The 18940-nt window shown below is 66.1% G+C and carries 22 protein-coding genes; 12 read left to right on the plus strand and 10 right to left on the minus strand.

From position 1 onward, the window contains the following. The first annotated feature begins 75 nt into the window (after nucleotides 1-75). Both ACFC0O_RS02820 and ACFC0O_RS02825 read left to right on the plus strand, forming a co-directional pair. Nucleotides 76-777, plus strand: a complete 702-nt coding sequence (locus tag ACFC0O_RS02820) for an SDR family oxidoreductase (RefSeq protein ID WP_375953272.1) — start codon at nucleotides 76-78, stop codon at nucleotides 775-777. Between the two features lie 28 nt (nucleotides 778-805). Next, entirely contained in the window at nucleotides 806-1225 is a 420-nt protein-coding gene (locus ACFC0O_RS02825) for a tautomerase family protein (RefSeq protein ID WP_364632660.1), read from the plus strand. Here the strand turns inward: ACFC0O_RS02825 and ACFC0O_RS02830 are convergent. Beyond that, a complete protein-coding gene (locus tag ACFC0O_RS02830) occupies nucleotides 1219-1857 on the minus strand; it encodes a TetR/AcrR family transcriptional regulator (RefSeq protein WP_375953274.1) in 639 nt (212 codons plus the stop codon). The two genes, ACFC0O_RS02825 and ACFC0O_RS02830, sit on opposite strands and share 7 nt — an antisense overlap. 61 nt (nucleotides 1858-1918) lie before the next feature. On the opposite strand from ACFC0O_RS02830, the gene ACFC0O_RS02835 reads away from it, so the two are divergent. From ACFC0O_RS02835 to ACFC0O_RS02845, 3 genes are read left to right on the plus strand one after another with little or no spacing between them, the layout of a single operon-like run. Next, on the plus strand, nucleotides 1919-3088 hold the full coding sequence (locus tag ACFC0O_RS02835) for a glycosyltransferase (RefSeq protein ID WP_375953276.1): 1170 nt from the start codon (nucleotides 1919-1921) through the stop codon (nucleotides 3086-3088). 13 nt (nucleotides 3089-3101) lie between these two features. Continuing rightward, a complete protein-coding gene (locus tag ACFC0O_RS02840) occupies nucleotides 3102-3575 on the plus strand; it encodes an NUDIX domain-containing protein (protein WP_375953278.1) in 474 nt (157 codons plus the stop codon). A gap of 31 nt (nucleotides 3576-3606) precedes the next feature. Then, on the plus strand, nucleotides 3607-4260 hold the full coding sequence (locus ACFC0O_RS02845) for a L,D-transpeptidase (RefSeq protein WP_375953279.1): 654 nt from the start codon (nucleotides 3607-3609) through the stop codon (nucleotides 4258-4260). A 49-nt stretch (nucleotides 4261-4309) separates the two neighbouring features. On the opposite strand, the gene ACFC0O_RS02850 is transcribed toward ACFC0O_RS02845, so the two are convergent. The 3 genes from ACFC0O_RS02850 to ACFC0O_RS02860 all read right to left on the minus strand — a co-directional run bounded on the left by ACFC0O_RS02850 (nucleotide 4310) and on the right by ACFC0O_RS02860 (nucleotide 6734). Beyond that, nucleotides 4310-4753 (minus strand): hypothetical protein, encoded by a 444-nt coding sequence (locus ACFC0O_RS02850; protein WP_364632650.1) that lies wholly within the window; start codon nucleotides 4751-4753, stop codon nucleotides 4310-4312. Nucleotides 4754-4852: 99 nt separating this feature from the next. Beyond that, on the minus strand, nucleotides 4853-5512 hold the full coding sequence (locus ACFC0O_RS02855; protein ID WP_375953281.1) for an RraA family protein: 660 nt from the start codon (nucleotides 5510-5512) through the stop codon (nucleotides 4853-4855). 211 nt (nucleotides 5513-5723) lie between these two features. Continuing rightward, the gene (locus ACFC0O_RS02860) at nucleotides 5724-6734 is read right to left on the minus strand and encodes an Lrp/AsnC family transcriptional regulator (protein ID WP_375953283.1); all 1011 of its coding nucleotides are present in this window, start codon (nucleotides 6732-6734) and stop codon (nucleotides 5724-5726) included. 125 nt (nucleotides 6735-6859) lie between these two features. On the opposite strand from ACFC0O_RS02860, the gene ACFC0O_RS02865 reads away from it, so the two are divergent. Together ACFC0O_RS02865 and ACFC0O_RS02870 are read left to right on the plus strand one after the other, a co-directional pair. Next, nucleotides 6860-8020 (plus strand): alpha-hydroxy-acid oxidizing protein, encoded by a 1161-nt coding sequence (locus ACFC0O_RS02865; RefSeq protein WP_375953285.1) that lies wholly within the window; start codon nucleotides 6860-6862, stop codon nucleotides 8018-8020. A 154-nt stretch (nucleotides 8021-8174) separates the two neighbouring features. Beyond that, complete coding sequence (locus tag ACFC0O_RS02870) at nucleotides 8175-9320, plus strand: FG-GAP repeat domain-containing protein (protein ID WP_375953287.1); 1146 nt, start codon at nucleotides 8175-8177, stop codon at nucleotides 9318-9320. Nucleotides 9321-9323: 3 nt separating this feature from the next. On the opposite strand, the gene ACFC0O_RS02875 is transcribed toward ACFC0O_RS02870, so the two are convergent. Next, nucleotides 9324-10226: a helix-turn-helix transcriptional regulator gene (locus tag ACFC0O_RS02875; RefSeq protein ID WP_375953289.1), complete on the minus strand. Its 903-nt coding sequence runs from the start codon at nucleotides 10224-10226 to the stop codon at nucleotides 9324-9326. A 73-nt stretch (nucleotides 10227-10299) separates the two neighbouring features. On the opposite strand from ACFC0O_RS02875, the gene ACFC0O_RS02880 reads away from it, so the two are divergent. After that, the gene (locus ACFC0O_RS02880) at nucleotides 10300-10971 is read left to right on the plus strand and encodes a class I SAM-dependent methyltransferase (protein ID WP_375953291.1); all 672 of its coding nucleotides are present in this window, start codon (nucleotides 10300-10302) and stop codon (nucleotides 10969-10971) included. Nucleotides 10972-11018: 47 nt separating this feature from the next. Here the strand turns inward: ACFC0O_RS02880 and ACFC0O_RS02885 are convergent, their stop codons facing one another. Together ACFC0O_RS02885 and ACFC0O_RS02890 are read right to left on the minus strand one after the other, a co-directional pair. Next, complete coding sequence (locus ACFC0O_RS02885) at nucleotides 11019-11567, minus strand: hypothetical protein (RefSeq protein ID WP_375953293.1); 549 nt, start codon at nucleotides 11565-11567, stop codon at nucleotides 11019-11021. A 141-nt stretch (nucleotides 11568-11708) separates the two neighbouring features. Further along, entirely contained in the window at nucleotides 11709-12692 is a 984-nt protein-coding gene (locus ACFC0O_RS02890) for an alpha/beta fold hydrolase (RefSeq protein WP_375953295.1), read from the minus strand. 54 nt (nucleotides 12693-12746) lie between these two features. On the opposite strand from ACFC0O_RS02890, the gene ACFC0O_RS02895 reads away from it, so the two are divergent. The 4 genes from ACFC0O_RS02895 (at nucleotide 12747) to ACFC0O_RS02910 (ending at nucleotide 17093) form a co-directional block, all read left to right on the plus strand. Beyond that, entirely contained in the window at nucleotides 12747-13595 is an 849-nt protein-coding gene (locus tag ACFC0O_RS02895; RefSeq protein WP_375953297.1) for an SDR family NAD(P)-dependent oxidoreductase, read from the plus strand. A gap of 44 nt (nucleotides 13596-13639) precedes the next feature. Beyond that, nucleotides 13640-14833: a beta-ketoacyl synthase N-terminal-like domain-containing protein gene (locus tag ACFC0O_RS02900; protein WP_375953299.1), complete on the plus strand. Its 1194-nt coding sequence runs from the start codon at nucleotides 13640-13642 to the stop codon at nucleotides 14831-14833. A 23-nt stretch (nucleotides 14834-14856) separates the two neighbouring features. Continuing rightward, the gene (gene fadD8 / locus ACFC0O_RS02905) at nucleotides 14857-16464 is read left to right on the plus strand and encodes a fatty-acid--CoA ligase FadD8 (RefSeq protein WP_375953300.1); all 1608 of its coding nucleotides are present in this window, start codon (nucleotides 14857-14859) and stop codon (nucleotides 16462-16464) included. 200 nt (nucleotides 16465-16664) lie between these two features. Further along, nucleotides 16665-17093 (plus strand): hypothetical protein, encoded by a 429-nt coding sequence (locus ACFC0O_RS02910; RefSeq protein WP_375953302.1) that lies wholly within the window; start codon nucleotides 16665-16667, stop codon nucleotides 17091-17093. Between the two features lie 77 nt (nucleotides 17094-17170). On the opposite strand, the gene ACFC0O_RS02915 is transcribed toward ACFC0O_RS02910, so the two are convergent. The 3 genes from ACFC0O_RS02915 to ACFC0O_RS02925 all read right to left on the minus strand — a co-directional run bounded on the left by ACFC0O_RS02915 (nucleotide 17171) and on the right by ACFC0O_RS02925 (nucleotide 18940). Continuing rightward, nucleotides 17171-17551 (minus strand): hypothetical protein, encoded by a 381-nt coding sequence (locus tag ACFC0O_RS02915; protein ID WP_375953303.1) that lies wholly within the window; start codon nucleotides 17549-17551, stop codon nucleotides 17171-17173. A 97-nt stretch (nucleotides 17552-17648) separates the two neighbouring features. Next, nucleotides 17649-18527 (minus strand): ectoine hydroxylase, encoded by an 879-nt coding sequence (gene thpD / locus ACFC0O_RS02920; RefSeq protein WP_375953305.1) that lies wholly within the window; start codon nucleotides 18525-18527, stop codon nucleotides 17649-17651. 23 nt (nucleotides 18528-18550) lie between these two features. Next, nucleotides 18551-18940, minus strand: a complete 390-nt coding sequence (locus tag ACFC0O_RS02925) for an ectoine synthase (protein ID WP_375953307.1) — start codon at nucleotides 18938-18940, stop codon at nucleotides 18551-18553.

Here is an 18940-nt window from a genome sequence, read left to right on the forward strand (position 1 = left end):
AAACAGGTGCGCTGCGCACCCTAGATGGCTATAGTTTTATATAGTCAGATAATTCCGAGGGTTAGAGAGGCGAACATGACCGCGATCGAGGGTGCGAACGTGTTGGTGACCGGCGGGCAGCGGGGGTTGGGGCGGGCGTTCGCGCGGGAGTTTCTGGAGCGGGGGGCGGCGAAGGTGTATGTGACCGCCAGGAAGCCGGAGGTTAGTGAGGATTCGCGGGTTGTGGCGGTGGAGTTGGAGGTTACCGATCCGGATTCGATTGCGGCGGTGGCGGATCGGGCGGGGGATGTGGGGATTGTGGTGAATAATGCGGGGGTTTTGCGGTCGGGATCGCTGTTGCGCGGGGAGATGGGGGATGTGTTGGAGACGTTCGAGACGAACGTTTTCGGGCCGTTGCTGATTGCCAGGGCGTTCGCACCGATACTCGCGGCGAACGGGGGTGGGGCGTTGGTGGATATTCATTCGGTGCTGTCGTGGAGTTCGGGGGCGGGAGCCTACGGGGCGTCGAAGGCGGCGCTGTGGTCGATCACCAATTCGCTGCGAATCGAATTGGCGGGGCAGGGAACTCAAGTGCTGGGGGTGCATTTGGGGTTCGCCGACACCGACATGGTGAAGGCGATCAGTGCGCCGAAGATCAGTCCGGCGGAAGTGGCGGGGGCGGTGGCCGATGGGCTGGAGCAGGGTGCGGCGGAGGTGCTGGTGGATGAGTTCACCAGGAGCGTCAAGGCTTCGCTGACCGGGCCGGTCGAGGGCCTCGCATTGCCGTTCAGTCGCTGAAATTCCCCTTCGTTCAAAGGAATTCATCATGCCGCTGTGGCATATCCATCATCCCGCCGACACCTTCACGGCGGAAGACAAGCAGAGCTTCGCCAAGGACATCACCGACTATTACGCGCGGTTCGGGCTGCCGGAGTTCTACGCGGTGGTGCTGTTCCACGAGATCCCGGCCGACTCCTTCTACGTTGGCGGCCAAGCGATTCCAGCGGTGCGCATCACCATCGACCATCTGGCGCGCCAACTCGACGATCCCGAAATGCGCAAGCGAATGACCGAACGCCTGCACGCCCTGATCGCCCCGTACACCCACGATCGCGGCCTGCACCTCGAATTCAACGTCACGGAAGTACCGCGAGACACCTGGATGATCGCGGGCCAGTTCCCGCCGCTCCCCGGTACCGATATCGAGCGCGGCTGGGTCGAGGCGAATAAGCCACTTCCCTACTGAGCGACGGGAGCCAGCAGCGCCGAGGCCAGGGTTTCCGCCACCCACCGTTCGGTATCGGTGGCGGACCAGCCGCGGTCGACCATGAGCGAGCGGTAGACGTCGTACGCGGTGAGCGCGTACATGATGTCCGCCGCGCGCTCGGCAGTGAGATCCTGGCGCAGAGCGCCTTTGGCGGCCAGCTCGGGCGTGATGTGGGCGGGACCGTCATACCGGCCGCGTTCGGCGGTGGCCAGGAAGGCCCCCACCTCTGGATCCACCGCGGCGGTCACCCGCATGACATCGAGCAGCGACATGTACCGCTCGGAAACAGTCCGCATGTGCACGGCATAGAGCAACAGCTGACGGACCGGATCGGGCTCGGCGAAGAGCTCCCGAACCCATTTGCGCTCCGGCGGCGGCGTCGAGGACTCCTCATCGGGCCCGGCGACCAGCACCGCCGCAGTCTCGGCCAGCACCGCGACCTTGGTCCCGAACGCCTGATAGACGGTCTGCACGTGCACGCCCGCGGCATCGGCGATGGCTTGCAGCGTGGTTGCCGCGTACCCGCGCTCGGCGAAGAGCACGGCGGCGGCCTCGGCAATGCGACGACGCGTCTGAGCACGGCGACCGCCGCGAGCGGGAGCGGTTGACATGCCTGCCATCCTATCTATAGTTCACTATATAGCGCACTATAGCTGAGAGAGGTTCGGCGATATGCGAGTGCTCTGTTCGACAACTCCGATGGAAGGCGTCTTCGCCCCCGTGGTCCCGCTGGCGCGAGCATTGCGCGCCCGCGGACACGATGTACTGGTGGCGACCGCACCGCAATTGATTCCCCGCGTCGAAGCGGCCGGATTACCGGCGGCGCAGGCGGGCCCGAACGCACCGGACGCCGCGGCGCAGGCGGTGGCGCTGCCGGAGTTCAGCGCCGGGACGCAGCCGTGGCGCATCGGCGCGGTGATGTTCAGCCGCGTCATGGCACCGGCGAAACTGCCCGAATTACGCGAGATCGCACGGGGATTCGCCCCCGATCTGATCGTGCACGCACCCGTGGATCTGGCCGCGCCGCTACTGGCGGCCGAACTCGGCATTCCCTCGGTCACGTACGGCACCGGCCTGCTCCTCGAACCTGACTTGATCACCGCGATGGCGGATTGGGTTGCCCCGCTGTGGCATACATCCGGCATCGAACCCGATGAGTACGCGGGCCTATACCGGCATGGCTATATCGATCCGGTCCCCGTCAGCCTGCAATCCGAGCTCGGCCCCGCGCAGCGAATCGCATTGCCGATCCGCCCGGCGGTCCCGGGACACGAAGATGACGAACTCCCGGACTGGGCAACCCGACTGGGCGATCGGCCGGTGGTCTACGTATCACTGGGCACCGTGCCGATCTTCAATCAGCCCGCGGCCTTCGGCCCGCTACTGGAGGGACTCGCCCACCTCGACGCCGACATCGTCGTGACACTCGGCAGCGATACGGACCCCGCGGCGATCGGCCCGCAACCCGGCAATATCCATGTCGCGCAATGGTTGTCACTGGCCGCACTACTCCCCCACTGCGATGCGGTGCTCTGCCACGCCGGCGCGGGCACCACCCTGGCCGCCCTCACGCACGGCATCCCCCTGCTGCTGTCCCCGCGCGGCGCGGACCAATTCCCCACGGCCGCCGCAGTCCGTCAGGCGGGTGCGGCGCGCGTACTGCCGCCGGACCGCATCACCCCGGCTGCCGTTGCCGAGGAAGTTAGCCTGCTGCTTACCGGGGACGCGTATCGTAGTGCCGCCGAACGCATTCGCTCGGAGATTGCCCGTATGCCCGCACCGGCCGCGGCGGTCGATGAGCTACTGCACCGCTTCGCGCTCGACCCCCGAGCCGCGCCGTGAACGGAGATGCCCTGTGCCGTATACGAGCTACGTCGATGTCCTGCTCATTCTGACGCGCGGCAATGAGGTGCTGCTCGCGCGGCGGGCGAATACCGGCTATTCGGACGGATTGTGGAATCTGCCGTCCGGCAAGCTGGAATCCGGTGAGGATCTGGAAGCCGGGATGATTCGCGAGGCGGCCGAGGAGATCGGTATAGGACTCCGCCGCAAGGACATTCGCATGGCGGCCGCGGTGCACTATCTCCCGCCCGATGGGCAGGCCCGCGTCGGATTCTTCTTTCACGCCGATCGCTGGTCCGGTGAACCCTTCAATGCCGAACCGGACAAGTGCTCCGATCTGCGCTGGTTCGGGTTCGATGAGATTCCCCCGGACACGGTCCCCTATACAAATGCCGGATTGGATCTGTTTCGGCGCGGTGAGCATTTCAGCGTGTCAGGCTGGACACCGACGGCCGATACAGCCGGGGACTCGAGTGAGATTGGCTGATATCGGCGTTCGAACAGCAGGGCGGTGGATCATGGCGGTATTCGTCGTTGGGCTCGGCGTTGCGCTTTTGCCGCGCGTCACTACGGACAAGCCGCCATTCGATCCGGATTCGATCCCCGGCACCCAGGTGGTGTGGGTGACCGCCCCGGCCGGTGAAGCGCGCGGAACCCTGGAGTTGTGGCAGCGAAATCGCCTGCGGGACTGGAAGCGCAGCTTCGCGACGCCCGCGTGGGTCGGTGCGGAGGGGATCTCCGAACTCGCCGCGGAGGGCCGGTCCTTCACTCCGAAGGGCACTTTCGCTTTGACCGAAGGATTCGGACGCATTCCGGATCCGGCGGCGCGGCTGCCCTACATCGCGATCGACCGATCCAATACCTGGTGGTGGGTCTCGGATGCGGAAAGTCCGCTGTACAACCGGAGCTTCCGCTGCGCCTCCCCGGACTGCCCGTTCGACACCTCGCTGAGCGAGAATCTGGGGCGCACGGAGCCGCAGTACAACCACGCGCTGGTCATCGATTACAACCGTTCTCCGGCACTGCCCGGCGCGGGTTCGGCCTTCTTCGTACACGGTGATGTCGGCAGGCCGACGGCGGGTTGCGTGGCCGTCTCGGAGGATGTGGTACGCACCCTGCTCGCCACCCTGCAACCGTCCCGGAAACCGGTGATCGGCCTGTACGCGAGTTGAAAAGCGCTCCGGCCCACAGTGACTCGGGCCGGAGCAACCGTCGTACGAATCAGACGCACATACCGTTCAGGTTCACGGCGTTGATGGTGGTCTGGCCGACCGCGGGACGCATATCCGACGAATCGTCGAAGTAGAACGCGCTCACCGTATGCGTGCCCTCGACACCCGGAACCCAGAAGATGCTGGCGGTGCCGTCGGTGACCGGCACCGTGCCCACCACATTGCCGCCCATATTCGGCAGGTGGCTGGTGAATTCGACGAACCCGTGCGATACCGGGGTGCCGTCCGCCATCTTCACCGAGGCCACCGCGGTCTGCCCGCAGCCGACCGAGGCCACCTTGACCGGCCCGATCGGCGCCCCCGACATGGAGACCGACAGGTTCGGCGTCGCCGCCGCACCCGCCTGCGGTGCGATGACGGCCACCGTCACCGCCAGACATGCTGCCGCGACCGCCGTACCGGCTATGCCGCGCGAAACTTCCAATCCGCTCATCGTGCCCCGTCTTTCGGATTTCCGGACCAATCGTGGACAGATCATCGAACCGGAGGCAGGGTACCGGATTCGGGGGCGGTGACCCGGTAGGCGGGCCGATCAGACCAGGAAGGTCAGCGCGGATTCGGCCTCGTTCTCCAGCGCCTCGGTATGCGCGGCGATATTGAGGCAATCGCTCAGGGTCGCACCGGCGTCGAGTTTCGCGATGACACGGGATTCGGCCTGTTTCACCGCCGCCGCGGCGGCCAGCAGTCCGTCGAGTGCGGCCGGTTCGACCACCACGATGCCCTCCTGATCGGCGAGCACCATATCGCCGGGGCTGACCGGCACGCCGCCGCAGGTGACCCGCACCTGGAGTTCACCGAGTTCGGTGGTGGAACCGGACATGGGCGTGATGAAGCGGCTGTAGATGGGCAGTTCGCATTCGCGGACATAGCCGATATCCCGGTACCCGCCGTCGACGATGATGCCGCCGAGCCCGCGCACCAGCGCACCGCGCGCGAAAAGCTCACCCGCGAGGGCGATTTCGCTACTGCCACCGTCGACGATGACCACATCGCCGGGCGCGGCCGCCTCGATGGCACGCAATGCTCCGAAGAAGTCGTCCTGACAACGAACGGTGAAGGCGGGTCCCAGGATTCCGATACCCGCCGAACGCGGTCGAATCGCACTGTCCATCACCCGTAATGACTTGTCGGCGTCACAGAGTGCGGTCGTATCAACGGATTGGAATGCGGCGGCATATCGGTCGGCGAGCATGAGCGACGCCTTTCGAGTCGAATGCTGGTGGATCCTTCGACCCTACCGACCAGCGCCCGGGCAATTAGGTGTGTCGCGGGAATCGGGCGCGAGTGCGAGTGGGTTCGAGCTGTGCGCCGCTCGCGTTTCGCACACTGACCAGTTCCAACGCCGTCGCGGAGATGATCGTGATCGGCGTGATCACCTGTGCGGCGGATTATCCGAACGCGAACTACCGAGTGGTGTCGGCCCAGATATCGGGCGGCACGATATTGCGGGATCGGCCGTGCGAGTCCAGAATTCGGCCGAGCAGTTTCTCATGCCGCAGCGTCACAGTGCGTTCGGCGACGACCAGGCCGGGATGTGCGGTGGTGAGCTGATTTTCGAAACGCGTCACCTCGGCGACCGAGTGCAGTCCGGCCTGCAGAATGAGATTGTGGGTACCGCTCACGGCCGCGCAATTGCGGGTCTGCGGTAGCCGGATCAGGGCGTATCCGATCTCGGGCAGCGCGGCGGTGGGTGCGGTCGCCCGATAGGTGACCGCCACCGGCCAGCCGCCCAGCGGGCGCGCGAAATCGCAGCGGAATTTCAGCATGCCGAGCCGGGTGAGTTCATCGATGCGCCGCTTCACGGTGGCCCCGCTGGTGCCGAGGGCGGCGGCGACCGCGCGGTGCGAGGCCCGGCCGTCGAGCGAGAGCTGTCCCATCATGGCGCGGTCGACGTCGGTGATGCGGCGGTCGTGCGCGCGGGTGGCCGCGATGGCGGGTGTGCGCAGGCGCTGCCGCTGATCCGGGGCGAGGGCGTCGATGCGCCAGCTGCCGCCCTCGGCGAACCAGTGCGTGACGATCTGCGTGCGAATGGCGGCGATATGCGGGACGGCCGGGAGCAGGTCCAGGGTGTAGCGCGCCATCTGATCGAAATCCCGAGTCGCGACCGTGGCGAAGATGCGATTGCTGCCACCGGCGCGCTCCAGGGTGAGCATATGCGGATGCCGGGCGAGCGCGGCCACGACGGTCGCGGTTTCCCCTGCGGCGCAATCGATATCGACATACGCGGCGCAGACGTGATCGTAGAGCGCCGGACCCGGTGACATGCACACCCAGGCTTCGCCGCGCTCACCCAGCCGCTGCCAGCGCCGCGCCACGGTGACCGGATCGACCCCCAGCACTCCCCCGAGTTCGGTCCAGGAGGCACGGGGGCGCAGTTGCAGGGCGTGGATGAGCGCGAGGTCTTCCTCGCTCAAGCGCCTGGCATCATCCTGCATTCGAACCCGTCTTCCTGGCGACATCCTGCGAAATACCCGTCCACATCGGTCAGTCTCGCACAATCGATACGACCCTCGATGCGGAGAGAGCTGGAGACTGCGGCATGGCATTCGGTGACTATCAGAACGAGATCTACTTCAACGGCCTGCGCGGCGTGGTGCCCACGCTCCCGGTGAGCTTCGATGAGCTCGAGGCGCGCGCACAGGCCGCCATGCCGCCGTCGGTGTGGTCCTATGTCGCCGGCGGCGCGGGCAATGAGCGCACCCAGCGCGCCAATGTCACCGCCTTCGATCACTGGGGTCTTATCCCCCGCATGTTCGTCGGCGCGGCACAGCGCGATCTCTCGGTCGATCTGTTCGGAATGACCCTGCCCGCACCGGTTTTCATGGCTCCCATCGGTGTGATCGGCATCTGCGACCGGGACGGGCACGGCGATCTGGCCACCGCGCGCGCCGCCGCCCGCACCGGGGTGCCCATGGTGGCCTCCACGCTCATGGTCGATCCGCTCGAGGATGTCGCGGCCGAATTGGGTGACACCCCCGGGTTCTTCCAGCTCTACACCCCCACCGATCGCGATCTCGCGGCCAGTCTGGTGGAGCGCGCCGAGCAGGCGGGTTACAAGGGCATCGTGGTCACCCTGGACACCTGGGTGACGGGCTGGCGGCCCCGCGACCTGGCCACCGGTAACTTCCCGCAGTTGCGCGGGCACTGCCTGGCGAACTACTTCAGCGATCCGGTCTTCCTGAAGAGTCTGGCGAAATCGCCCGCCGAGGATCCGCAGACGGCGATCCTGCGCTGGATCCAGGTCTTCGGAAATCCGCTCACCTGGGCCGATCTGCCGTGGCTGCGGTCGCTCACCAAACTGCCGCTGATCGTGAAGGGCATCTCGCATCCCGATGACGCGCGGCGCGCCCGCGATGGCGGGGTGGACGGCATCTACTGCTCCAATCACGGTGGGCGGCAGGCCAATGGCGGTATTCCGGCCATCGATCTGCTCCCGGATGTGGTGGCTGCGGCCGAGGGCCTGCCGGTGCTGTTCGACTCCGGCATCCGGTCGGGCGCGGACATCATCAAGGCGCTGGCGCTCGGGGCCACCGCCGTCGGCATCGGCCGCCCGTACGCCTACGGGCTGGCACTCGGCGGTGCGGAAGGCATCGTCCACGTGCTGCGCACGCTGCTCGCCGAGGCCGATCTCATCATGGCCGTGGACGGGTATCCGACCCTCGCGGATCTGACGCCGGAGGCTTTGCGCCGGGTGCTGTGAGGCAGGGGCGCGTCCTTGGTGGAGTGCACTAGGGAATGCGCGCGAGTGCGGCAATCGGCCGAAAAGTGTTGAAGCCGTGAGAATGCCGCTTGCGGGTGTCCTAAAGTCCGTGGCCACCACCACACGGTGGTGCTACTGCGAATCAGGAACACCTATGCAACTTCGCACTTTGCGCGCCTTCCTCTCCCTTTCCGCTGTCAGCTCGGCCATTGTTCTCGCACTACCGGGAACGGCCTTGGCGGCTGGCAGTATTCAATTCGCGGCTGCGGTCGACTCGCCCTCGGGCGGATCGTTTCCGTCCTGGGGGCCGGGACCGTCGCCGATCGGAATGGTGGGGGCGGATTTCACCGGGGACGGGGTGCCCGATATCGTCGCCGCCGATTTCCAAGGCGACGGCCCGATTATCATGGCGGGCAAGGGCGATGGCACTTTCTCGCCCGGAAAACGTGTCGGGTCGGTGGGTATCGGATACGGCGCTATCGGGGCGGGCGATCTCAATGGCGATGGCAAGCCCGATGTGGTCGCACAGGCGTGGACGCAGATCGCGGTCTTCCTCAACAATGGCGACGGCACCTTCAAGGTGGGCAAGAAGTACACCACCCTGGAGGGCGCACAGCAGGAGGTCATCGTCGCCGATGCCAACGGTGACGGGAAAGCCGATGTGCTGAGCCTGATTCCGACCGGCGTGCAGACCTGGCTGGGGCAGGGTGACGGGACGTTGAAGTCGGGTCCGTCCGCGATCATCGCCGGACCGGCGGCGGCGTTCACCACGGGAAAGTTCAACAGCGACAATAAGATCGACATTGCCGTGAACAATGATCTGCTGCAACAGGTGGAGGTGTTCACCGGTAATGGCGATGGCGGGTTCACCCGCCGCGGTGCCAGCACCAGCGGATTGATCACCGAGGATGTCCGGGCCGGTGATTTCAACGGTGACGGCATCGACGATGTGGTGACCGCGGATTCGTTCTCGTTCAGCACCACCGTGCTGATCTCCGATGGCCAGGGCGGTTTCAAGAAGACCAATCGGGTGAATCTGTCCGGCCTCGGCCCGACCAGTATCGCGGTCGCGGATTTCGATCACAATGGCACGCTCGACGCGGCGATGTCGGCGGTATTGAGTTCGAAGATCGTGGTATTCAACGGAAATGGTGACGGTACGCTCACCACCGCCAACAGCTATCCGGTGACCGGTCAGCCGCAGACGCCGGTGATCGCCGATTTCAATCGCGACGGCAAACCCGATATCGCGGTCGCGGGTGCGGCCAACGCGGTGTCATTCCTGGGCAACAATTCCTGATCGTCATCCGAATGACCTCGCGGGATCCAGGCGTTCGCGCCAGGCCCGCGGGGTCATTCCGTGTTCGCGGCGGAACAGGCGGGTGAAGTAGCCCGGATCGGCGATGCCCGCGCGCCTGGCGATCTCGGCGATCGACAGGTCCGAATCGGTCAGCAGCCGCCGCGCCTCGGCCATGCGGCGCTCGATCAGCCAATCCTGCACGGTGCGCCCGGTGCGGCGGCGAACCAGTGTGGTGAGGTAGGCGGGGGTGAGCCCGACCGAGCGGGCGATATCGCGCAGTGAGATCGGCTCGCCGAACCGCTCTTCGATGACCTCGAATACCTCGGCCAGCACGGTCTCATTGCTGCGGCGCAGATCGCCGACCACATCGACGGCCAGGCGGGCGACATCGACCAGCAGCAGGGTCAGGTGCGCGGCGGCGGCTTGGCGGTATCCCGGGCGACGTGCGGCCAACTCGGCCTCGATCGCGGCGATCGTGTACTCCCACAACGGTTGTCGCTCCGGCGGAACTCGCAGGCGGAGCAGTCCGCTGGAGATTCCGTGCAGGAAGGGGAACAGCAGCGGATGCGAGCGCCACACCGGCCAGGGCGCGCGGGCGTCGTCACCGAGCGCCGCGGGATCGAAGAGCACTCCGACCGCGCTCTCCAGCCGCAGGCTCGTCGCGTCGATGACCGCGCCCGGCGCGACGACATACACGTCACCGGATTCCGCAGGCGGCTCATTGTCGGTGGCTCCGGCGTCGATGTACATCAGGACCGGGAAGTCGTGAATATGGGGCACCCCGTGCGCGGGCCGCATTTCGGCCGTGAAGCGCATGACCGACAGTGGCGGGACCGCCGGGTCGGCGGAGTAGCGGTACACCGGAACGCCCGCCTGATATCGGATGGGGTGCGTGCGCTCGGACATGAACCAAAGATAATCCCAGTACTACCGAAAATCTCCCAATTATGGTGAACGCGAAGCGGCGAACATGGAGAACATGACGAAAAATACTCCACTTTCGCAAGCCATGGGCAATGAGCACGACTATCTTCCGGCCGCCGGACGCGATGGCATGCTGCCCTTCTACGACGTGATGACACGGGCGCTCGGCGTACGCAAGGTGCACGGCGCGCTGTTGCGACAGGCGAGCCTCGCACCGGGTGATCGCGTGCTCGAAATCGGCTGTGGCACGGGTAACCTCACTATCGCCGCCAAGAACATCCAGCCCGGCGCGCAGGTGATCGGCACCGATCCGGATCCGCTGGCGCTGGCCCGCGCGGAGCGGAAGAGCAAAGGCCGCAACGGGCTTCGCTACGAGCGTGCGTACGGTCAGGCGCTGCCTTTCCCCGACGGCGGCTTCGACCATGTGCTCTCGGCTTTCATGCTGCACCACCTCGACCCGGAGGTGAAGGAGGCCACCGCTGCGGAAGTGTTCCGTGTGCTGCGCCCGGGCGGGCAACTGCACCTGGTGGATATCGGCGGAAACCTCACCGCCGCCGATGGATTCAGCGCCCGCCGCATGCTGAAGAATCCGCATGTGGCCGCCAACCTCGGCGATGGCATTCCGAGCCTGCTGCGCAAGGCCGGATTCGATTGCGAGGAAGTGGATTCCCGCGTCTACCGGCATGTCAGCCGTGTCACCTACTTCCGCGCGACCCGGCCGTCCTGAGCAACGGATCCGCGCGGCGTCACCTCAGCGCGGTGCTCTCGGACCGCTCACCACTTGAGCACGGGCAGCGGGGAAAGCGGGTGCGTGCGAAGGCGTTCCGCGCCGAGCTGAAGCAGGCGGCGATGGAATCCGGCATCCGGGAATTCCTCGGTCAAATCCCGATAGGCGGCTCGCCGAACACCGAAGCGCCCCAGCACCGCCATCTCCACATCGACGGCGTCGGCCCGGCGGAAGATCTCCACCGGGTCGTCGGCGTCGCCCGCCGCACGGAGTTTGTGGTGCTGGTCGATCATCCGGGTGACCAGCGGGGTGAGTTCGCTCTGGCCGTTGCCCTCGAGCCAGTGCCCGGCGAGTTCCTCCGAGGGCGCGAGGTAGTCGAAGGTGCCCGCGGTCCAGATGCCGAGATCGTGGAATACGCCCGCCGCCAGGAACTCCGGGCGATCGCTCGGCGCGGGTCCCGTCCCCTTCGCGATCAGGTCGCTGAGCGAGATGACTCGCAGGACGTGGTTGGTGTAGGCGACTCGATCGGGACCCAGTTGTGCGGACCACGGTTCGAGGCGGCGATCGATTTCCTTGCGCAGCGCAGTGCTGTCCATACCTGGAGACGATAGAAGAATCGCCGGGCCGGGGGCCGATATCGGGGCGTGACGCGGCTGATTTCTCTTGGCACAGGACGGATTTCGCGGTCGATCGCGAATAGGTGGCCCGCTCGCGCACGGGCGGGCCACCTGCCGACGCTATGAGGTGACGGTCGCGGGCAGGCCGAGCGCCTGCAGGGTGTCGACCAGGAAAGCGTTCACCGCGTCCGGTCGCTCCAGCTGGACCAGATGGCCCGCGGCGGGCACCTCGATCACCGTGCGCAGATCGGGCACCCCCGCGCGCATGGTCGCCAGCGGATCGCGACCGCTGAAGCCCTCCATATCCGGATCCTTCTCGCCGTACAGGAAGAAGGCGGGCACCGAGACCTTGGCGTCCGCAAACGCCTCGGTGAGTTCCCAGTTGCGGTCCAGATTGCGGTACCAGTTCAGGCCGCCGGTGAATCCGGTGCGCTCGAAATCGGCTACGAGCGTGTCGAATTCCTCCTGCGAGAGCCACGACCAGGGCAGCGGCGGGGCCTCGGGCAGCACATCCAGATAGCCGAGGCCGGGCGGGTTCTTCCAGGTGTCCAGGTAGTGGTACTCGCCGCTGAGCGAGTAGTAGACCCGGGCCAGGAAGCCGCGCGTATCGGCCGCCAGTTCGGCATCGGCGATACCGGGGGTCTGGAAGTACGACAGGTGCAGGAAGTGCTTCTCGGCTGCCCGAGTCCAGAAGGCCGAGGGCGCGCGGGGCGGGCGCGGGCTGAACGGATTGTTCAGCACCGCCACCGCCGCGACCCGTTCGGGCGCGCGCAGCGACAGCTCCCACACCAGTTGCGCGCCGAAATCCAGACCGACGAAGACGGCCTTGTCCGCGCCGATATCGTCGAGCAGGAAGAGCAGATCACCGATGACGGCCGCATTGGTGTACGACTCCAGCCCGGCGGGCGCGTCGGTGCGCCCGTACCCGCGCAGGTCCGGCGCGATCGCGCGATACCCGGCCGCGGCCACCGCTTCCAGCTGGTTGTGCCACATGAACCAGGTGTGCGGGAACCCGTGGCAGAAGATGACCGGATACCCCTGTCCCTGCTCCGCCACGTGCATACGGATCTCCCCGGTATCCACCGTCCGATGCGTCAGCTCCACTACCGCCTCCAATTTCTAGAACACGTTCTTATTTCAAGGTAGTGTCCAGAGGTCGTGAGCGAAATACCCAAGATTCTCGCCGGAACGGTCGCCGTGGTGACCGGAGCCAGCCGTGGCATCGGCAAGGGCATCGCCCTGGAGCTGGGCGCGGCCGGTGCGACCGTCTACGTCACCGGGCGCACCACCGTGCCCGGACATCTGCCCGGCACGGTGGCGGGCACCGCCGCCGAGATCGACGCGCTCGGCGGCGTCGGTGTGCCGGTGGTCTGCGATCACAAGGACGACGGGGCGGTGGAGAAGCTGTTCGCGCAGGTGCGCGATGAGCAGGGCCGCCTGGACGTGCTGGTGAACAATGTCTACAACTCCCCCGCCGCCGCGCGCTGGCTGGGCCGCAAGTTCTGGGAGGTGCCCGCCAAGGCGTGGGATGAGACCTTCGACATCGGGGTGCGATCGCACTATGTGGCAAGCGTTTTCGCCGCACCGCTGCTGATCGAATCCGGCGGGCTGATCGTGAACGTGTCCTCGCCGGGCGCGGTGCGGTACATGCACAATGCCGTCTACGGCGTCGGCAAGACCGCACTCGATCGGCTCACCGTCGATCTGGCGCACGATCTCGCCGATACCGGGGCGACGGCAGTATCGCTGTGGCCGGGCATCGTGGATACCGAACTGCTGCAGATGGTTCCGGCCGATGCCGACGGCAATCGCATCGTCACCCTGCCCGGTGAGGGCAGCTTCGATCTCAATGACGCCGAATCCCCGCGCTTCCCGGGCCGCGCCGTCACCGCTCTGGCCGCGGATCCGAATCGCAAGGCGCGCGGCGGAAAAGCCTGGAAGGTCGCCGACCTCGCCGAGGCGTACGGCTTCACCGATATCGACGGCCGCGTACCGCGCGCGGACTAGTCACCACCGAAAAACGTTTCCGGACAAGAGGAGTACAGCAAGTTATGCGTCGCGTTTTCGTCGTCGGTGTCAACATGACCCCGTTCGTCAAGATCGGGTCCCGCGAGTGGACCTACCCCGAAATGGTCGGTGAGGCCGTGCGCGGGGCACTCGGCGATGCGGGTGTCACCTATGACCAGGTGCAGCGCGCCGCCGTCGGCTATGTGTTCCAGCCGTCCGCCGCCGGTCAGCGCGCGCTGTACGACGTGGGGCTGACCGGGATTCCGGTGGTGAACGTGAACAACAACTGCGCCACCGGATCCACCGCGCTGATGCTGGCGCGCGAATGGGTCGGCAGCGGGATCGTGGATGTGGCCCTGGCGGTCGGGTTCGAGCAGATGACCAAGGAGGCCATGGCGGGTCCGGCGACCCGGCCCAAGGCCACCACCGTGGATCATCACCTGGGTGTGATGCGGGGGCAGTACGAATTCAGCCAGGCGCCGATCACCACGCAGTTCTTCGGCAATGCCGCCATCGAGCATATGAAGCAGTACGGCACCACGCCCGAGCAGTTGGCGGCGGTCGCGGTCAAGAACCATGAGCATTCGACGCGGAATCCGCTGGCGCAGTTCCAGGATGCGTACACCCTGGAGCAGGTGCTCACCGATAAGCCGGTGCACGGGCCGCTGACGCGTTCGCAGTGTTCGCCCATGTCCGATGGCGCGGCGGCGGCGGTGGTGGTCAGCGAGGAGTACGTGCGGGCGCACGGCCTCGAGGCGCAGGCCATCGAGATCCTGGCGCAGGAGCTCGCCACCGATGACGGGACCTCGTTCTCGACCGGGTCCATGATCGATGTGGTGGGTGCGCCCATGACCCGCGCGGCGGCCTCGAAGGTGTTCGCCACCGCGGGAATCGGCGTGAATGATGTCGATGTGATCGAGCTGCACGACTGCTTCACCATCAACGAGCTCATCACCTATGAGGCGCTCGGACTGTGCGGTGAGGGCGAGTCCGGCGCGTTGATCGAATCCGGCGCGACCACCTACGGCGGCACCTGGGTGGTGAATCCGTCGGGCGGGCTGATCTCCAAGGGGCATCCGCTCGGCGCGACCGGCCTGGCGCAGGCCACCGAATTGTCCTGGCATCTGCGCGGACTCGCGGGCGACCGGCAGGTGCCGGGCGCGCGCACCGCGCTCGCACACAACCTCGGCCTAGGCGGCGCGGTGGTTGTCACCCTGTACGCCGCCAACACCCTCTGATTCCCGGACGGAGTGAGATCCCTATGACTGCAATCGATCCCGACACCCTGCTGCGGCTCCCGGTGCACAATGGGCACGCCCTGGTGGCGGGGCTGCGGCGGCACAAGAACCGGCCGGTGCTCACGCTCGGCGACCATATCCTCACCGGCGGTGAGGTTTTGGACGCCGTGAGCCGGTATATCGCGGCGTTCGAGGAGTACGGCGTCGGCACCGGAACGCCCATCGGCGTGCTGGCATTGAACCGGCCCGAGGTGCTGTTCACCATCGGCGCGGGTCAGATCGTGGGACAGCGGCGCACCGCGCTGCATCCCATCGGCGGGCTCGACGATCACGCGTATGTGCTTGCCGACGCGGGGATTACGACGCTGATCCTGGATCCGGTGCCCGCGTTCGTGAAGCGTGCGCGGGAGCTGGTAGATCGCGTGGAGGGACTGAACCGCGTGCTGACGCTCGGGCCCGTGCCCGAGGAGCTCGCCGATGTGGGCGTGGATCTGCTTGCGGCAGCAGACAAGTACGAGCCGCGGCCGGTCGAGGCCGTGGAACTGCTGCCCGATGACGTCATCTCCATCGCGTACACGGGTGGCACCACCGGTAAGCCCAAGGGTGTCATCGGCACCGCGCAGGCCATGGCCACCATGACGCAGATTCAGCTGTCGGAGTGGGAATGGCCGACGCGGCCGAAATTCCTTATCTGCACACCTCTTTCGCATGCTGGTGCGGCGTTCTTCCTGCCCGTGGTGCTGCTCGGCGGGCAGTGCGTGGTCGTGCCGCGTTTCGAGCCCGGTGAGGTGCTCAAGGCCATCGAAGAGCACAAGATCAGCGCCACCATGCTGGTGCCGTCCATGCTCTACGCGCTGCTGGATCACCCCGATTCCAAGACCCGCGACCTGTCCTCGCTGGAGACGGTCTACTACGGCGCTGCCGCCATCGACCCGAATCGGTTGCAGGAAGCCATCGATCGCTTCGGCCCGATCTTCGCCCAGTACTTCGGCCAGTCCGAGGCTCCCATGGCGATCAGCTACCTCGGCAAGGAGGAGCACGACAAGGAACGCCTCACCTCCTGCGGCCGCCCCTCCACCGCCATCCGAGTCGCGTTGCTGGACAAGGAAGGCAACCAGGTCCCCCAGGGCGAAGTAGGCGAAATCTGCGTCTCCGGCCCACTGCTGGCCGGCGGCTACCTCAACCTCCCCGAGGTCACCGCCGAAACCTTCACCAACGGCTGGCTGCACACCGGCGACCTGGCCCGCCAGGACGAAGACGGCTTCCTCTTCATCGTCGGTCGCAGCAAGGACATGGTCGTCACCGGCGGCTTCAACGTCTTCCCCCGCGAAGTCGAAGACGTTGTCTCCGAACACCCCAAGGTCCTCAACGTGGCCGTCGTCGGCGTCCCCGACGCCTACTACGGCGAAGCGGTCACCGCCGTAATCGTCCTGGACCCGGCCACCGCCGCCGACCCCGCCGCCATCGAAGTGGTCACCGCCGAAATCCAAGCCGCCGTAAAACAGCGCAAGGGCTCCGTCCAGGTCCCCAAGCACGTCATCATCATCGAGGAACTCCCCCTCACCGGCCTCGGCAAGCCCGACAAGAAAAACATCCGCATCCTGGCAGCCGAACGCCTCGGCCTCGCCTGACTCACCACCCAGAGCGCCCCGCCGACCACCTCGATCCGGTCGGCGGGGCGCTCTGTTCGTGCGGGGGCATCGCCGACCCTGCAGTAACCGAGCCGCAAGCTTTTAGAAACAGACGTAGGTCAAATTGTCCGCGCGGACGCGTCGAAGTCCGTATATTCGGCTGCGCCCCAAGGCAATTGATTCACCGGCGAGGAGCCTCCATGCGCAAGACCTACCTGTTCGCAGTCCTACCGCTACTGGCCGTCGCCACCCTCTCCGCCCTCACGACAGGACCCGCGGCGGCCGCGAACGGCTGCGGCAATCAGCTCGCGGATTGGGGTCCGGCGGCGAATACCGCGCACTACACCGGGTCCAATCAGGCATACGGGACCGCCGCGATCGACCTGACACGCGCCAGCGATATCACGGCCACGGTGACCCAGAGCGGATTCGTCACCGCCGTCTACTATCCGATCGCTACGGTCTCGGTCAGCGGGACCACGCTGACGGCCTCGCAATCGGGCGATCAACTGACCATGACCGCAACCGATTGCAATAGCGCGGGAAAGGTCGTGGCCGCCAACGCGAAACAGCAATCTCAGGTCGGAGGCGCGACGCAGATCCTGTGGCAGGGCAAGGTCACCCGCTGAGAGGTGTCCGGGTAGGCGAACGCCCCGTCGACCATGATGGTCGACGGGGCGTGCCGCGAAAGCCGTTGCGCTACAAGCTAGATCACGAGGCAGGAGCTGCCGCCGTTGAGGCCGGTGCCTACGGTGAGGGGGATGGACTTGGTGTCGCCGTTCTGGACGATCTGGAGGACGTGGGTGCCGGGGGTGGCGGGGGTCCAGTTGGCTACGTGGGTCTTCGGGGTGGGGCTGCCCTGGGTGGCGGCGAACCAGACGCCGTTGTCGTAGAAGTCCATGCCCGCGGTGGAGGTGCTGTTCGCGGTTACCGCGTAGGTGCAGCCGGTGCCGTAGCCGTTGCTGAGGCCACCGCCCGCGATGATGACCTGGGAACCGATCTCGGCTGAGGCCTGTGGGGCGGCCAGGGCGAGACCGGCGGCGGCCAGGGCGATGGTGACGGGCAGGGCGTTCCGAAGATTTCGCATCGAATACCGACTCCTCTAGTTGCTCTATTGGACCCGAACCATGCTGCCGGTCAAGCACTCCCGGCTGCATCGGTCATGTGCCCCAAATCTGGGGAACTCACGCGATCGGGCGGAAGTCTCGGTTTCCGATATGGATCGGGCGGGGTGCGGGAGCCGCGAACGGTGCGGTGAGGGTGTTCTCGACGCTGTTGAAGACAATGAACAGGTTGGAGCGCGGGAACGGGGTGATGTTGTTGGAGGAGCCGTGCATGATGTTCGAATCGAACAGCAGCGCCGAACCCGCGCGGCCGGTGAACTGGGCGATGCCGTGTTTATTGGCCAGTTCGGTGATGTCGGATTCCGATGGGACGCCGATCTCCTGCTCCCGCAAGGAGTTCCGGTAGTTGGCGTCTGGCGTCTCACCCTGGCAGGGGACGAACGTCCGGTGCGAGCCGGGCATCACCATCAGACTGCCGTTGAACGGGTAATTGTCGGTGAGCGCGATGGACAGGCTCACCGCGCGGGGCGCGGGCATTCCGTCTTCGGCATGCCAGGTCTCGAAGTCGGAGTGCCAGTAGAACCCCGCACCGCGCAGGCCGGGCATGTAGTTGATGCGACTCTGATGGATGTAGACTTCCGAGCCGAGCACCTGCCGCGCCAAACCGGCGATTCGGCTCTCCCGCACCAGATTCGAGATGACGGCACTGAGCTTGTGCACCTCGAAAATGGAGCGGACCCGATTCGAACCCTTCTCGATGACAACGCGCTCATCGAGCATGAGTTCGGGATCGCGGGTCATGCGCCCGAGCTCGGCCGCCACATCGGCGACCTCCTCCCGCTCGAGCAGATCATCGAGGATCGCGAAGCCATCCGACTCGAAATTCGACAGCGCCGGAGTCCCGATCTCACCCCAGACGGTGGGATCGATGCGCTCCAGATGCGGTGCCGGGCCGGCGGTGCGGGTGGGGTATCGATCGATCAACGCGTGCGACGACATTCCTTGCGAACTCCCATCTTCGGCTAGTCGACGGCGACGAGCGGGTAGACGCCATGCTCGTCATGCACTTCCTTGCCGGTGACCGGCGGATTGAACACGCACAGCATGCGCATCCTGGTGCGGGTGCGCAGCCGATGCTTCTCATGGCCGTTGAGCAGGTACATCGAACCCGGACCCAGGTCGTAAGTGACGCCGTTGTCGAGATCTTCCAGGGTCCCGTCGCCTTCGACGAGCCACACCGCCTCCACATGATTGCGGTAGTGGAATTCGTGCTCGGTCCCGGCTTCGATGGTGGTCTCGTGGAACGAGAAACCGACGCCGTCACCGCCGAGCACGATGCGCTTGCTGCGCCAACCCGCTTCGGCCACATCACGATCGGTACCGGTGATCTCCGAGGTGGTACGAACGATCAT

Source organism: Nocardia sp. NPDC056100 (genome assembly GCF_042266325.1).
In the GTDB taxonomy this organism is placed as follows: Bacteria; Actinomycetota; Actinomycetes; order Mycobacteriales; family Mycobacteriaceae; genus Nocardia.

What these genes read in the sequence shown, in the direction of transcription:
- ACFC0O_RS02820 (WP_375953272.1), top strand. Translation starts at nt 76, where the DNA reads ATGACCGCGATCGAGGGTGCGAACGTGTTGGTGACCGGCGGGCAGCGG.
- ACFC0O_RS02900 (WP_375953299.1), top strand. Translation starts at nt 13,640, where the DNA reads ATGCGTCGCGTTTTCGTCGTCGGTGTCAACATGACCCCGTTCGTCAAG.
- ACFC0O_RS02885 (WP_375953293.1), bottom strand. Translation starts at nt 11,567, where the DNA reads ATGGACAGCACTGCGCTGCGCAAGGAAATCGATCGCCGCCTCGAACCG.
- ACFC0O_RS02865 (WP_375953285.1), top strand. Translation starts at nt 6,860, where the DNA reads ATGGCATTCGGTGACTATCAGAACGAGATCTACTTCAACGGCCTGCGC.
- ACFC0O_RS02915 (WP_375953303.1), bottom strand. Translation starts at nt 17,551, where the DNA reads ATGCGAAATCTTCGGAACGCCCTGCCCGTCACCATCGCCCTGGCCGCC.
- ACFC0O_RS02830 (WP_375953274.1), bottom strand. Translation starts at nt 1,857, where the DNA reads ATGTCAACCGCTCCCGCTCGCGGCGGTCGCCGTGCTCAGACGCGTCGT.
- ACFC0O_RS02845 (WP_375953279.1), top strand. Translation starts at nt 3,607, where the DNA reads ATGGCGGTATTCGTCGTTGGGCTCGGCGTTGCGCTTTTGCCGCGCGTC.
- ACFC0O_RS02855 (WP_375953281.1), bottom strand. Translation starts at nt 5,512, where the DNA reads ATGCTCGCCGACCGATATGCCGCCGCATTCCAATCCGTTGATACGACC.
- fadD8 (WP_375953300.1), top strand. Translation starts at nt 14,857, where the DNA reads ATGACTGCAATCGATCCCGACACCCTGCTGCGGCTCCCGGTGCACAAT.
- ACFC0O_RS02925 (WP_375953307.1), bottom strand. Translation starts at nt 18,940, where the DNA reads ATGATCGTTCGTACCACCTCGGAGATCACCGGTACCGATCGTGATGTG.
- ACFC0O_RS02870 (WP_375953287.1), top strand. Translation starts at nt 8,175, where the DNA reads ATGCAACTTCGCACTTTGCGCGCCTTCCTCTCCCTTTCCGCTGTCAGC.
- ACFC0O_RS02825 (WP_364632660.1), top strand. Translation starts at nt 806, where the DNA reads ATGCCGCTGTGGCATATCCATCATCCCGCCGACACCTTCACGGCGGAA.
- ACFC0O_RS02850 (WP_364632650.1), bottom strand. Translation starts at nt 4,753, where the DNA reads ATGAGCGGATTGGAAGTTTCGCGCGGCATAGCCGGTACGGCGGTCGCG.
- ACFC0O_RS02835 (WP_375953276.1), top strand. Translation starts at nt 1,919, where the DNA reads ATGCGAGTGCTCTGTTCGACAACTCCGATGGAAGGCGTCTTCGCCCCC.
- ACFC0O_RS02875 (WP_375953289.1), bottom strand. Translation starts at nt 10,226, where the DNA reads ATGTCCGAGCGCACGCACCCCATCCGATATCAGGCGGGCGTTCCGGTG.
- thpD (WP_375953305.1), bottom strand. Translation starts at nt 18,527, where the DNA reads ATGTCGTCGCACGCGTTGATCGATCGATACCCCACCCGCACCGCCGGC.
- ACFC0O_RS02910 (WP_375953302.1), top strand. Translation starts at nt 16,665, where the DNA reads ATGCGCAAGACCTACCTGTTCGCAGTCCTACCGCTACTGGCCGTCGCC.
- ACFC0O_RS02880 (WP_375953291.1), top strand. Translation starts at nt 10,300, where the DNA reads ATGACGAAAAATACTCCACTTTCGCAAGCCATGGGCAATGAGCACGAC.